The sequence below is a fragment of the uncultured Metabacillus sp. genome (assembly GCF_947503125.1).
In the GTDB taxonomy this organism is placed as follows: Bacteria; Bacillota; Bacilli; order Bacillales; family Bacillaceae; genus Metabacillus.
Genome location: NZ_CANNCR010000083.1, coordinates 1 through 12864 on the forward strand (window position 1 = coordinate 1; position 12864 = coordinate 12864).

The window sequence follows — 12864 nt, forward strand, 5'->3', positions numbered from 1 at the left end:
ATTAAATAGTAACAAGAAAGCTGATTAGATAGGCGATATTAGCCTATATTAGAAAATCTGTGAATAATTCAGGATAAAATAAAAAAATTAATACATTAGTATAGTAGTTGAAAAAACGACTGTTACCTTTCAGATGAAATGTACAGTCGTTTTTTGATTTTTGTATGTGTTTTCTAGCAAGTATTAAAAATTAAGTAAATAGGAAAGATAACCAATAGGGAGAACGCATCGAACTATTCTTTTCGATGACACTATAAACTTGGAGCGTTATAAGACAATGAACAGTGCATGGAAGCGGTTAACAAAAAGTCGAAAAAAAAGTAAACAGTCACCCCAGTATATGAATACAGAAATAAATTTAACCCAAAAGGATATAAGCCAACAATTAGATATAAATCTCAAAAATATAAAGGAAGCATTAGGGAACAGCGGTGACTTATCTGTTCGTGAATTTAAAATGGGAAAACCTACCCTACATAAGGTTGCTCTTTTGTATATCAATGGATTATCTGATAAGCAGATCATTGGCAATTTTATCATAGAAAGGTTGATGGGTAATGTTAACAATACTGAAAGTGTTGACCCAAAGTCACCCGGTCAATTATTTACCTATATTAAAGAAAACATTTTAACTGTTGCAACAGTTAAAGAAGAAACAGATTTAAACAAGCTGCTGCTCTCCCTCTTATCAGGGCAAACTATTCTTTTAATTGACGGCTGGAATCAAGCACTCAGCTGTTCTGCTGAAGGCGGAGAGTTGAGATCGATTTCAGAACCTATGACAGAACCTGCAGTCAGAGGGCCAAAAGACAGCTTTACGGAGTCGCTTATTACGAATACAGCAATGGTTCGCCGCAGGATTAAAAGTCCTAATCTCTGGATTGAAACGATGAAGCTTGGGAAGATCACACAAACAGATGTTGCCGTTATGTATGTCAAAGGAATTGTCAATGACAAGCTTCTTAAAGAAGTCAAAGAGCGACTGGATAAAATGGAAGCGGATGAAATTGCTGGTTCCAATACAATTGAAGAATGGATTAATGATGACACATGGACACCTTGGCCAACTATATTTACAACGGAACGACCTGATGTGGTGGCTGGAAATTTAATGGAGGGACGTGTTGCTATTTTTGTTGACGGTACACCGATTCCGTTGATTTTGCCAGCGGTGTGGAGCCAGTTTTTTCAAACGGCCGAAGATTATTATTTGCGTTGGAATATCGCCAGTTTTTTAAGGATCTTACGGGTCGGTGCATTCTTAATCACCCTGCTTGGACCGTCTCTTTTTATTGCATTTCTTTCGTATCACCCAGAATTGATCCCAACACCTTTATTAATTAACTTAATGTCACAGCGGCAAGGTGTTCCATTTCCGGTATTTATAGAGGCATTATTAATGGAAATAACATTTGAGGTTTTGCGAGAGGCAGGTGTTCGGATGCCTCGGCCGATTGGTCAGGCGGTTTCCATTGTTGGTGCACTCGTATTGGGGGAAGCAGCTGTTGCGGCTGGAATAGTTTCAAGTGCGATGGTCATTGTGGTGGCAGGGACTGCAATTGCAAGCTTTACGATCCCCCATCATACGATGCTGGATGCTGTTCGTTTACTTCGATTTGTGATGATGATTTTTGCCGCTTCTTTTGGTCTTTATGGAGTTGGACTCTGTGTCATTATGTTAGTTGCACATACTTGCAGTGTACGCTCTTTTGGTATTCCATACTTGGTTCCCTTCGCCCCGCTTATTTTGACTGATTGGAAAGATACGATCATCCGGTATCCAAAGCCATTTTTGTCAACGCGTCCTCGATTAATTAACCAAAAGAAAATTAAGAGGACAGGTGATCCTCATAATCTCGGGCCATCATCGAGAGAAAATCAACAAATGTATAATAAATCAAAGAGGGATTCTAATGAAACATAGACCATTCATCATGTTTATACTGCTTTTGTCCATTGCTTTGCTGTCAGGATGTTGGGATCGCAAAGAATTACAGGACATTGACATCGTGAGCGCTATTGGTATAGATGAAGGCGGCGATGATCTAGAAAACAGATATCGCGTCACAGTTCAAGTTATAAATGAGGAACAAATAGCTGGTGGACAACAAAGAGGGAAAGGGGATTTATCTCCTGTTACGACCTATACGTCAACAGGGAGCACCATTCAGGAAACACTTCGAAAAATTGCGCCAAAGCTGCCGCAGGAACTTTTTTTTCCTCATCTCCAATTAATGGTGATTGGAGAGGATTTGGCGAGAAAAAAGGGCATTCAAGATTTATTTGACTGGCTTGAACGCGATTCACAATTTCGAACGCTTTTTCCAATTCTAGTCGTTAGAAATAATTCAGCAAAAAATGTTCTCGAAATCATGACATCTTTAGAGCTGATTCCTTCAGCAAAAATTGTCGGCGGCTTAGAATCCACTCAAAAAACGTGGGGAGAGTATGCAAGCAGCCGGGCAGATCAAGTTATTCAACAATTAGGAGGTGAGGCGGCACATTTGACAGGAATTGAGATTATAGGAACCGAAGAAGAAGGGGGAAAGTTAACAAACGTTCAACAAATATCTCCAAAAGCGGAACTTCAAATAAAAGGACTTGCCATTTTTAGAAACGGGAAACTCCAAAAATGGTTAGATGATGATGCTGCACGTGGTGCTACATGGGTTAATAATGAATTGACCAAAACCACCTTAAACCTGGATTGTAAAAAGAAAAAAAAGGGTGTTGCCGTTGATATGATGCGGTCCAAAACGAATATAAAAGTCGACATTAAAAATGATAAACCCGTTATTTATGTCTCAGTGCGATCGGAAAGTCACATCTCGGAAGTTCATTGTTCCATGGATCTCGGGAAATATGAAAACTTTGAAAAACTTGAAAAGCAGTTGCAGAAGGAAATAAAAGATGAGGTGATGATGGCCATAGAAGCTGCAAAAGAAGAAAAGAGCGATATTTTTAGTTTTGGTGAATATGTCAACCGAGAGGACCCAAAACTGTGGAAGAAAATCGATAAAAAATGGAATGATGAAATCTTTCCTGAGACAGAAGTGAAGGTAGATGTATTAGCATTTATTCGAAGGTCAGGCCTGCGGACAAAGCCATATATTAAATAAACAAAACATGAGAGTATGATCCAAAATAGGGAGTGACTTATCTGTTATAAGCAAATTTCCTTTTTAATTAATGGTTAAGTATAAATTTTATCAAGGGATAGGAGAAATAACTAGATTAGACGTACAGGGATATCCTCTGAATATGATACAGTCAAAAACATTTATTAAATGAACTAAAAATCCGGGCACTAGAAGTAAAAAGGGGGATGCGAGACGATGGAGAAAGCCAAGGTTAGCGTTATTCAACTCTTTGCCATGATGCTTATATATGAACTTGGAAGTGCACTTGTCGTAAGTTATGGTGTCACGGCTAAAAAAGACGCCTGGCTGGCGATTCTTTTGGGGATGTGTGGTGGAATCGCCTTGTTTTTCATTTACTACTTTTTATTTCGCCAATATCCAAATCTTCCGCTTACCGGATATGCGAGAAAAATATTCGGCAAGTACCTGGGCTGGGTGATTGGATTGTTATACACAGTATACTTTATGTATGATGCCTCCAGAAATCTGCGTGACTTCGGGGATTTGTTGCTTTCATCGACCCTGACAGAAACACCATTATTGGCGCTCAATATCTTGATGGTTCTGACCATTTGTTATGTCCTTTATCTAGGGATCGAAGTATTAGGGAGAACAGCCGAGGTATTGATGGTTATACTGATTTGTTTAGGAATAACAGGGAATCTTTTGGTCTTTTTATCAGGTAATGTTAATCTCCATCATTTACAGCCGTTTCTTGAAGAGGGATGGAAACCAATCTTAACAACAGCCTTTCCACTAACAACTTTATTCCCTTTTGGAGAAATGATTGCCTTTACCATGCTGCTTCCTTATCTAAACCGGCCTGAATTATCGAAAAAAGTTTGGGTGTCAGCCTTAATCTCGAGCGGACTTATCTTATCTTATACGACTAGTTTAGATATCGCTGTTCTTGGTGTTGAACAAGTGGAGAGAGCCACGTTTCCATTGTTATCAACCATTGGAAAGGTAAACCTTTTCGAGTTTATCCAACGGCTCGATGCTCTTGTTGTCTTTACGTTTCTGATTACGATGTTTTTTAAAATTTCGATCCTTTTTTATGTCTCAGTTATCGGGATGGTCGATTTGTTCCAGCTGAAAAATCATCAATCCATGCTGTTGCCATCCGGGGTCATTCTTCTCATTTTATCAATGGTAATTGCCTCAGATTTTGCAGAGCATATTGAAGAAGGGCTAAAAACGGTAATGTTTCCCCTGCACATTCCTTTTATGTTAATCATCCCGTTGTTAATGCTGTTTATTACCATAATCCGTAACCTTTTCAACAAAGTTAGTTAGAACCCTTTTGTTTGTTCGCTTTATTTTTTATGAGGTTAAAGATTTGTTGACTGATTGTAATTAATAAAAAAAATATTAACATAACATACTCTCCAGCATCCATTACCCAAAACGGGTTTAGTAAATGAGTTGCTTCTTGGGTGAAGGGAAAGCCTAAAAGAAGGTCCAATGCTAAACTAAGTAATGTAGATAGTAAAAGAATGAGTAAAAATACTCCTAACACTTTCATGTTTTTTCCTCCTAGTTGTTGTTTATGGTAAATAGTATTTGTTAAGAGGGGAAATTTTAATGAAAAATTCTTGATAAAGAAATCTGTCATTATTCGGATAATTTCCTTTTTAGGTTGAATTTATGTCTAGAAGGGGAGGGTTCTTAAAGGATGGAGAAAGCTAAAATTAGCGTTATTCAACTTTTTTCCATAATGTTTATATTTGATATGGGAACTGCATTAGTTATAAGTTATGGAATAGGTGCCCAAAAAGATGCCTGGCTTGCCATTCTCTTAGGAATGTGTGGTGGAGTTGTCTTATTTTTTATTTACTACACATTATTACGCCAATATCCAAACCTTATGTTTACGAATATGCGAGGAAAATATTTGGAAAATACCTTGGTGGATGATTGGATTACTTTACGTTGTATATTGGTTATACGCTGCTGATCAAAAAAGATAAACCAAAATCAAATGTAACATAATAACCTATGAAATATTCCCTAAGCCATCGAATTTAAGCAAATTCCGGAGGCTTTTTTATTGTTTTTTATGACCGTATATATAACATGTTTCCGTTTACATTTGCTATAATTGACTATTATTAAAAATAATTACTTAAAGTAAATAAGGAGTTGTTCTGATTGATCGAAGTTGAAAGCATTCACCATGTAAGCCTCTCTGTTACGAATTTGGAAAAAGCAAAGCATTTTTATGGGGTCATGTTAGGGTTTCAAGAATTAGAACGTCCGGATTTTGATTTTCCTGGTGCCTGGTATCAAGTGGGAAATCAACAACTCCATTTAATTGTTCAAGAAGGGGCTTCTACATTACGGTCTGATTATACAATTAACACAAAAGACGGCCATTTTGCTATACGTGTGAAAGATTATGAAAAGACACTGAAGCATCTAAAAAGTTTAGGGGTTGAAATAACTGAAAAGCCGAATAGTGCAAGTGGTTTTGCACAATTATTTTGCATGGATCCTGATTCGAATTTGATTGAATTTAATGTTGATCAGGAGTCTCTCAAAAATCGATAATATTAAGCTTCCCATATAAAAGAATGAAGAGGCTGTCTCAAAGGTTCAGGCCATTTTGAGACAGCCTTTTTCATAAGGAAAGCAATGTGAATTAAGAAGTTCCTTTAAAAATGATCATCACTTAGCAAAAGATGGAGCGTTAAGCAGCCAACTTAGTTTGTGTGTTAACATACGTAATCGTTTTAAAAATTGAAAAACGGCAAATGTTAAAGACGGGCTTAAGTGAATAAGAAGCATTTTCAAAGTATATCCATCCACATTGAAGTTTGTGGTGTTATACACCGATTAGTAGTATTCCCTAATCATACATATTTATTTTTTAAATGGTAAAAAGCTGACGCCACTGCTTTTCCCAATCATTGCTTTACTTGGATAATGGAAAATTCCTTTGGCTTAAGTTCAAGCTTGGACGTTTCTTTTAGAGCCTCATTATTCCATAGATCAACAGGATTTTTACCTGTAAAGTCAAATGGAATCGTAACATGAATGTTATTTTGCGAATTATTTATCACAATGATAATGGTTTCGTCAGCCGATTGTTTCGAATAAATAATATGATTTGTATTGGTATTCGTTTCTAAGAAGGTAAACTTACCACTATTACCGAATGCTGAATGTTTTTTTCGCAACAAAATTAATTTTTTCACAAAAGTAAAGAGCTCGCGATCTTGCTCATTTTTATCCCAAATCATGCATTTTCTGCACCCAGGATCATTTTCTCCAGTTAAACCAATTTCATCCCCATAATAGAGACAAGGAGTTCCGATAAATGACAGCTGGAATAAAAGCAACAGCTTAAGTTTATTGCGATCTTCATCACAAATCGTTAAAATTCTAGGAGTATCATGGCTTCCTAAAAGATTAAATGCTACCTCATTAACATTCTTGGGATAGGAAGTTAGAACGTTTGTTAGTTGCTGTGCAAAATTTTCAGCGTTTATGTTATTTTTGGCGAAATATTCTAAGCATGCATTCGTAAAAGGATAATTCATGACAGCATCGAATTGGTCTCCTAAAAGCCATGGCATCGAGTCATGCCAGATTTCACCAAGAATATAAACGTCTGGCTTTACAGCTTTCACTGTTTTTCTAAACTCTCTCCAGAACTCATGATCTACTTCATTAGCCACATCAAGACGCCAGCCATCAATATCAAATTCCTCAATCCAATATGTTGCCACTTCAAGAAGATATTTTTTAACTTCAGGATGTTCAGTGTTTAATTTTGGCATGACATGTGTGAAGGCAAATGTATCATAATTCGGTTCTGGAAAGGATTGGACAGGGAATTCTCTTAAGTAAAACCAATCTTTAAATGCAGATTTCTCTTGTTTTTCAAGTACATCTTGAAATGCCTCGAAATAAAAGCCGCTATGATTAAAAACAGCATCAAGCATAACGCGAATACCATTACTATGGCAGACTTCAACGAGTTTTTTAAACGTTTTTTTATCACCGAACTGTGGATCAATCTCCATATAATCGATTGTATCGTATTTATGATTTGTATTTGCCTTGAAAATTGGTGTGAAGTAAATCCCGGAAATTCCCAAGTTTACTAAGTAATCAATGTTGTTGATAATCCCTTCAAAGTCACCGCCAAAGTAAGTATCTGCTTTTGGATCAGCACTTCCCCAAGGAATGGTCCCTGGTGGATTTAATTTAGGATTTCCATTCGCAAACCGTTCGGGAAAAATTTGGTACCAAACAGTATCCTTCACCCAGTCAGGTGCGTTAAAAACATCAATAGCATTTAAAAATGGGAAGCAAAAATAAAAGCTTGTGTCACGCGGATCTTCTTCAGCAAAACCTCTTTCGCCAAAAAAAATTGAGTCATGATCTGAAATGAGTTCAAAGCCGTATCGCAATCGGCGGAATTCAGGTTTGACTTCTGCAAACCAATAATCAAAAAGTTCATCCGATCCCTCTAATGTCATAGGCTTCGAAAAGTTTATCCATCCATCCTTTGTCCATTTGTATGGATCGCCGTAAAGTAAATATACTTTTTTCAGGTCTGCCTTTTTGGCTCTTAGTCGAATATGCAATGTTTCTTTGTCATACGCATAAGCAAAATTATTTTTAGGTCTGTGATAAATGGCTTCTTTAAGCAAATTCATTCTCCTTCCTACCTTTGCAATCGTTTGCACGTAATATGAACTTTAACAGGAATTTAAATTAGAATAAATAGATATATCCGACTATTTTTGCAAAAAATCGACCATAAAATAATACATGTTCCCATTAGTTTCTTTCATTTTTGTCAATTTCAGGAGGAAATAAATGCAAACCTCCTTAAAAACTTTAAAAAAATATGAAAAAGTATTTGACAAATAAAAGAAAGAAAAATAGAATGATAGCATGATCTTGTGAAACCGTTTTCTCATATTGGTAAATTGAAATAATCATTTTATGTGAAAAATTTTATATTACATATGATGAATTTTGGTGGAAATATTGTTGTTATCAGTTAATAGGAGGTATTTATTTTATTTTTGTGCAAACGTTTGTCTTGATATAATGTTGGCAAGTGATAATTCTTCTAAATTATTGAATTAGGAATTAAAAACTCCTTGGTTTTAAAGTTTGAATTTGTATTTTTAGATTAAAGCTTTATTGCAATCGTTTGCCTAACTATTGGTTTCAATTGTGAATTTGGTAAAAAAGCCAAACGATCATTGAGATAAATTAATCAATTAAAAAGGTGGGGTCATGTTGAAAAAGGTATTGAATCTATCCATACTAGCCATGTTGATTTTTGTATTAACTGCATGTAACAAGCCAGGATCCAATCCAGCAGGAGAAACAGCGAATGAACCAACTGGAGGAAGTAAAACAGAGGCTTCAGCAGAAGAAATTGTACCAGAAGAAGGTGCTGAGCTTGTTTTGTGGGATAACGGTGATCAAGAGGGTGAGTGGGCAAAATATGTAGCTGAAAAATTCACTGAGGAGTATGGGGTTCCTGTTAAATATGAAACAGTAAGTCACACAGAAGCACCCGGGAAGCTTAAAACAGATGGTCCTGCTGGAATAGGAGCAGACGTATTTAACGCAGCACATGATCATGTCGGGTCATTGGTTGCCTCTGGATTAATTTATGACAATTATTATGCTCAAGAATATAAAGAACGCTTTATGGAAGCTTCGATTACAGCGGTATCTGCAAAAGATAATGAAGAATTAAAAACATATGGATTTCCCCTGAACATTGAAGGGGTTGCACTTTATTATAATAAAGATTTATTAGAAAAGATGGGTTTTGAACCTGCTGAAACAATGGAAGAGCTAATTGAACAATCCAAAGCATTCATGGAAAAAAATCCAGGGTCATACGGCTTCATGATTGAGCCGGGGAATTTCTACTTAATTCACGGTTTCGTCGGAGGGTTTGGTGATTATATTTTCGGAGATAACAATACAAATCCAGATGACATTGGATTAAACAAGGAAGGTTCTTTAAAAGCTGCAAACTTAATGGAGCGCATCCGTGATGAAATCTTGCCAATGAAAAAAGAGGATATTACTGCTGATGTCATCACTTCTCACTTTAACGAAGGCAAGCTTTTATATTATTTTTCAGGTCCATGGGCAGTGAAAGGACATCAGGAGGCTGGTGTAAATTTTGGAGTAACAACTTTGCCAAAGCTTGAAAATGGAGAGATTCCACAATCATTTACAGGAACTAAGGGTTATTATGTAAACGCTTATAGTAAATATCCGCAGGCTGCAACATTATTAGCCAAATTTGCGACAAGTGATGAAATGCTTTTAAAGCGTTATGAAATGACAGGTCAGCTGCCGCCGTCCAAGGCTCTGCTTGAAAATGAAAAAATTAAAGCGGATGAAATAAACGTTGCCTTCCTAGAGCAGGCACAACACTCCATTCCAATGCCTAATATCACGGAAATGCAGCCGGTATGGGGCGGGATGGAAGTAGCCTATACAGCTATTTGGAATAAGGCTTCCGAACCGCAGGCTGCACTTGATAAAGGAACACAGCAAATAAAAGAAGCTATTGAATCGCAAACAAAGTAATAAGTAAATAAAATGAGCTGATACCTTAATAGGTATTAGCTCATATGATCAAAAGGAAGGTGATATGATGAGTTCAGTAGTGCGTGATCAAAAATATGATCAAACTAATCTACAAAAAAATTCTGCCAATCAAACAAATAAATCTTCAACTTTACCAATGCCACCTAAACATTCTTTCATAACAAAGCCTAGACTAGCTGCTTTTCTGTCGATTTTATTTATGGGTCTTGGCCAACTGTTTAATCGACAATATGTCAAAGGGATTTGTTTTTTAGCTTTGGAATTATACCTTCTTATTTTTTGGATAGTCCCTTTTCAATGGGCAATGTGGGGACTTACAACATTAGGGGACACACCGCAATCTCGGGATGGATTTAAAATTATCCAAGGAGACCATTCGATCTTCTTGATGATTGAAGGGATTTTATTTTTGATTTCCTTTTTGCTTTTCTTATGGTTCTATTATTTAAATATTCGGGATGCCTATAAGGTTGCTGTTAAAAGTGAAAAAGGGATAAAGCCGAATAATGCTAAGGAAATGGTTAAAAACATTTGGGAAAATGGCTTCCCTTATCTTTTATTAACACCCTCGGTCCTGTTTACATCTTTTTTGACTATTCTACCATTGTTGTTTGGTGTTTTAATTGCTTTTACGAATTATTCAGCACCAAATCATCTGCCTCCAAAACATTTAGTAGATTGGGTGGGATTTGATACTTTTTTTCAACTTTTCCAAATGAAAACATGGAGCTCTACATTTTACGGTGTCTTTTCTTGGACAGTCATATGGGCTGTTCTTTCAACAATAACGACCTTTTTCTTAGGGCTGATCTTTGCGGTTTTATTAAATCAAAAGGGCGTTAAATTTAAAAAGTTTTGGCGAAGTATCTTTATTTTGCCATGGGCCATTCCGCAATTTGTTTCGATTTTAATTATGAGAAATATCTTCAATGGTGAATTTGGCCCAATAAACCGCTACTTAATTGAATTAGGGATTATTGAAAATGCCATCCCATGGCTTTCAGATCCATTTTGGGCAAAATTTACACTCGTAGTGGTCAACATGTGGTTTGGTTTTCCATTTTGGATGGTATTAATGAGCGGTGTATTAACAAGTATTGATAAAGAAGTATATGAAGCAGCGGAAGTTGATGGTGCAACACCGGGGCAAAGATTTTGGAAAATCACCATGCCATTAATTATGTTTGCTACAGCACCGCTTGCAATCATGTCCTTTGCCGGAAACTTCAATAATTTTAATATTATTTACTTAATGACAGAAGGCGGACCTGTCAATATGGATTATACGTATGCTGGGTCCACAGATATCCTTATCAGCTGGATTTATAAGCTTACACTTGATAATAATCAATTTGCGGTAGCATCAGTGATCTCAATTTTAATCTTTATTGTGATTGCAACATTCTCAATTATTAATTTTAGAAGAACAAGAGCCTTTAAAGAGGAGGATATGATGTCATGATGGGACTTCGTTTAAGAGAGAAAATCAGTCAAATATTAATCTATACGATTTTAATCATTACAACACTATTAATCCTGTATCCTGTCATTTGGATTATTACTGGCTCTTTAAATCCGGGAGATTCTTTATTCTCGACAAGAATTATTCCAGACACACTATCCTTTGCACATTATGAATATTTATTTAAAGAAACGGATTATTTATTATGGTATAAAAATACACTAAAAATTGCGTTTTGGAATATGATCTTTTCTACTTTTTTAGTTGTTACGGCTGCATATGCTTTTTCCAGGTTTCGTTTTCCAGGGAGAAAACAAGGTTTAATGACAATGCTTGTTTTGCAAATGTTCCCCGGTTTTATGGGAATGATTGCAATCTATATCTTATTGTTGCAATTAAATCTATTAGACAATCATTGGGGACTCATTTTAGTTTATGCGGGAGGATCAATTCCTTTTGGAGCTTGGCTTGTTAAGGGATATTTTGACGGAATTCCGAAAAGCCTTGAAGAAGCTGCAAAAATTGACGGGGCAAGTCATATGAAGATTTTTTATAAAATCATGATGCCGTTATCAAAACCGGTTTTAGTCTTTATAGCGGTGACAAACTTTATTGGACCTTGGATGGACTTTATCTTTGCGCAGCTTGTTTTGCGATCTAGTGAAAAGAAGACCTTAGCAGTTGGTCTTTTCGAGATGGTAACGGGGCGTGGGAACTCAGAATTTACCAACTTTGCTGCCGGTGCCGTTTTAGTAGCTGTACCCATTACCATTTTGTTTTTTCTTTTTCAGGACCATCTAACTGAGGGACTAAAGGCTGGAGCAAATAAAGGGTAAGGAAAATTTAAAACGAAATTTAATGGATGTATGAGGATTAAACGACTATTCCAACTTGCAAAGTTAGCTGAATAGTCGTTTTTATTGAACTAGCAAGGATAAATCTCATTCATGAGGTTTATCCTTTTTATTTTTGTTCATGTTATATTTCCAAGGTATTAAAAAGGTTGATGAACAAAAGGTTTAGGAGTGCTTTTAAGTGGAAACAATGAAAACAATTTCAATACATAAAAACTTAAAACAATGCGGGAAAAACAATGAAAAAGATCTGAGGTGAATAAAATGGTATTTAAAATATGTGAAGTTTGCGGAAAGATTGAGGAACATGATGAAGTGAGATATGATGTGTATGGAATTTGTGAAGAATGCAACAATATCGGTGAAGAAACAGATAACATTGTATAACAAGTCTTTTAGCAATTTTAGTAATAACAAAAGAGGGGTACCTGAATCTACTGGAGAATTAAAAATTAGGACCCCGTTAATTATAAATAATTAAGGAGTTGACATACATATTAATCTATCGTACAATTATCTCGAATTAAGAATATACGGGGTCGAGATTTAGTGATATATCTCGAATTAAAAATTATTTAATTACGCGTAATGGGTTTTCCAGAAAATGATTAGGGGATAGATAGAAGTAGGCATGGTTTTATTTATCAAGAAAGACAAATAATAGGACAGGACGATTATTAAAAAATTTGACCGCCATTAAGGGGGTGAAGCTCATTACGTTAGAAAGATAGGTAGTGTCAAAAGTTCTATGAAAAAACAACGTTTTAGTTTTAATTAACACCGAAGTGAACTTGTTGACCGCCGC

11 protein-coding genes are annotated in these 12864 nt (G+C 36.0%); 9 read left to right on the plus strand and 2 right to left on the minus strand.

All coding sequences use genetic code 11. From position 1 onward, the window contains the following. Nucleotides 1-277 precede the first annotated feature (277 nt). The 3 genes from Q1B07_RS24415 to Q1B07_RS24425 all read left to right on the plus strand — a co-directional run bounded on the left by Q1B07_RS24415 (nt 278) and on the right by Q1B07_RS24425 (nt 4436). The gene (locus tag Q1B07_RS24415; RefSeq protein WP_299094818.1) at nt 278-1924 is read left to right on the plus strand and encodes a spore germination protein; all 1647 of its coding nucleotides are present in this window, start codon (nt 278-280) and stop codon (nt 1922-1924) included. Then, nucleotides 1914-3119: a Ger(x)C family spore germination protein gene (locus Q1B07_RS24420; protein WP_299094816.1), complete on the plus strand. Its 1206-nt coding sequence runs from the start codon at nt 1914-1916 to the stop codon at nt 3117-3119. Before Q1B07_RS24415 ends, Q1B07_RS24420 begins: the two co-directional genes overlap by 11 nt. A 216-nt stretch (nt 3120-3335) precedes the next feature. Beyond that, nucleotides 3336-4436 carry a GerAB/ArcD/ProY family transporter gene (locus Q1B07_RS24425; protein WP_299094813.1) on the plus strand — a complete coding sequence of 367 codons (1101 nt, stop codon included), beginning with the start codon at nt 3336-3338 and terminating at the stop codon, nt 4434-4436. On the opposite strand, the gene Q1B07_RS24430 is transcribed toward Q1B07_RS24425, so the two are convergent. Beyond that, complete coding sequence (locus Q1B07_RS24430) at nt 4429-4665, minus strand: hypothetical protein (RefSeq protein WP_299094810.1); 237 nt, start codon at nt 4663-4665, stop codon at nt 4429-4431. The genes Q1B07_RS24425 and Q1B07_RS24430 overlap by 8 nt on opposite strands. A gap of 150 nt (nt 4666-4815) precedes the next feature. Between Q1B07_RS24430 and Q1B07_RS24435 the strand changes: the two genes are divergently transcribed. Together Q1B07_RS24435 and Q1B07_RS24440 are read left to right on the plus strand one after the other, a co-directional pair. Further along, a complete protein-coding gene (locus Q1B07_RS24435) occupies nt 4816-5097 on the plus strand; it encodes a GerAB/ArcD/ProY family transporter (RefSeq protein ID WP_299094808.1) in 282 nt (93 codons plus the stop codon). A gap of 194 nt (nt 5098-5291) precedes the next feature. Continuing rightward, a complete protein-coding gene (locus Q1B07_RS24440; RefSeq protein ID WP_299094806.1) occupies nt 5292-5690 on the plus strand; it encodes a VOC family protein in 399 nt (132 codons plus the stop codon). 356 nt (nt 5691-6046) lie between these two features. On the opposite strand, the gene Q1B07_RS24445 is transcribed toward Q1B07_RS24440, so the two are convergent. Further along, a complete protein-coding gene (locus Q1B07_RS24445; protein WP_299094826.1) occupies nt 6047-7801 on the minus strand; it encodes an alpha-glycosidase in 1755 nt (584 codons plus the stop codon). Between the two features lie 598 nt (nt 7802-8399). Between Q1B07_RS24445 and Q1B07_RS24450 the strand changes: the two genes are divergently transcribed. The 4 genes from Q1B07_RS24450 to Q1B07_RS24465 all read left to right on the plus strand — a co-directional run bounded on the left by Q1B07_RS24450 (nt 8400) and on the right by Q1B07_RS24465 (nt 12446). After that, a complete protein-coding gene (locus Q1B07_RS24450; RefSeq protein WP_299094803.1) occupies nt 8400-9722 on the plus strand; it encodes a maltose ABC transporter substrate-binding protein in 1323 nt (440 codons plus the stop codon). Nucleotides 9723-9786: 64 nt separating this feature from the next. After that, a complete protein-coding gene (locus tag Q1B07_RS24455) occupies nt 9787-11205 on the plus strand; it encodes a sugar ABC transporter permease (protein WP_366945283.1) in 1419 nt (472 codons plus the stop codon). Further along, nucleotides 11205-12041 (plus strand): sugar ABC transporter permease, encoded by an 837-nt coding sequence (locus tag Q1B07_RS24460; RefSeq protein ID WP_299094820.1) that lies wholly within the window; start codon nt 11205-11207, stop codon nt 12039-12041. The genes Q1B07_RS24455 and Q1B07_RS24460 overlap by 1 nt, the downstream gene beginning before the upstream one ends. Nucleotides 12042-12323: 282 nt before the next feature. Further along, entirely contained in the window at nt 12324-12446 is a 123-nt protein-coding gene (locus tag Q1B07_RS24465; RefSeq protein WP_299094801.1) for a hypothetical protein, read from the plus strand. Nucleotides 12447-12864: the final 418 nt, after the last annotated feature.

What these genes read in the sequence shown, in the direction of transcription:
- Q1B07_RS24425 (WP_299094813.1), top strand. Translation starts at nt 3,336, where the DNA reads ATGGAGAAAGCCAAGGTTAGCGTTATTCAACTCTTTGCCATGATGCTT.
- Q1B07_RS24460 (WP_299094820.1), top strand. Translation starts at nt 11,205, where the DNA reads ATGGGACTTCGTTTAAGAGAGAAAATCAGTCAAATATTAATCTATACG.
- Q1B07_RS24455 (WP_366945283.1), top strand. Translation starts at nt 9,787, where the DNA reads ATGATGAGTTCAGTAGTGCGTGATCAAAAATATGATCAAACTAATCTA.
- Q1B07_RS24435 (WP_299094808.1), top strand. Translation starts at nt 4,816, where the DNA reads ATGGAGAAAGCTAAAATTAGCGTTATTCAACTTTTTTCCATAATGTTT.
- Q1B07_RS24450 (WP_299094803.1), top strand. Translation starts at nt 8,400, where the DNA reads ATGTTGAAAAAGGTATTGAATCTATCCATACTAGCCATGTTGATTTTT.
- Q1B07_RS24465 (WP_299094801.1), top strand. Translation starts at nt 12,324, where the DNA reads ATGGTATTTAAAATATGTGAAGTTTGCGGAAAGATTGAGGAACATGAT.
- Q1B07_RS24415 (WP_299094818.1), top strand. Translation starts at nt 278, where the DNA reads ATGAACAGTGCATGGAAGCGGTTAACAAAAAGTCGAAAAAAAAGTAAA.
- Q1B07_RS24430 (WP_299094810.1), bottom strand. Translation starts at nt 4,665, where the DNA reads ATGAAAGTGTTAGGAGTATTTTTACTCATTCTTTTACTATCTACATTA.
- Q1B07_RS24420 (WP_299094816.1), top strand. Translation starts at nt 1,914, where the DNA reads ATGAAACATAGACCATTCATCATGTTTATACTGCTTTTGTCCATTGCT.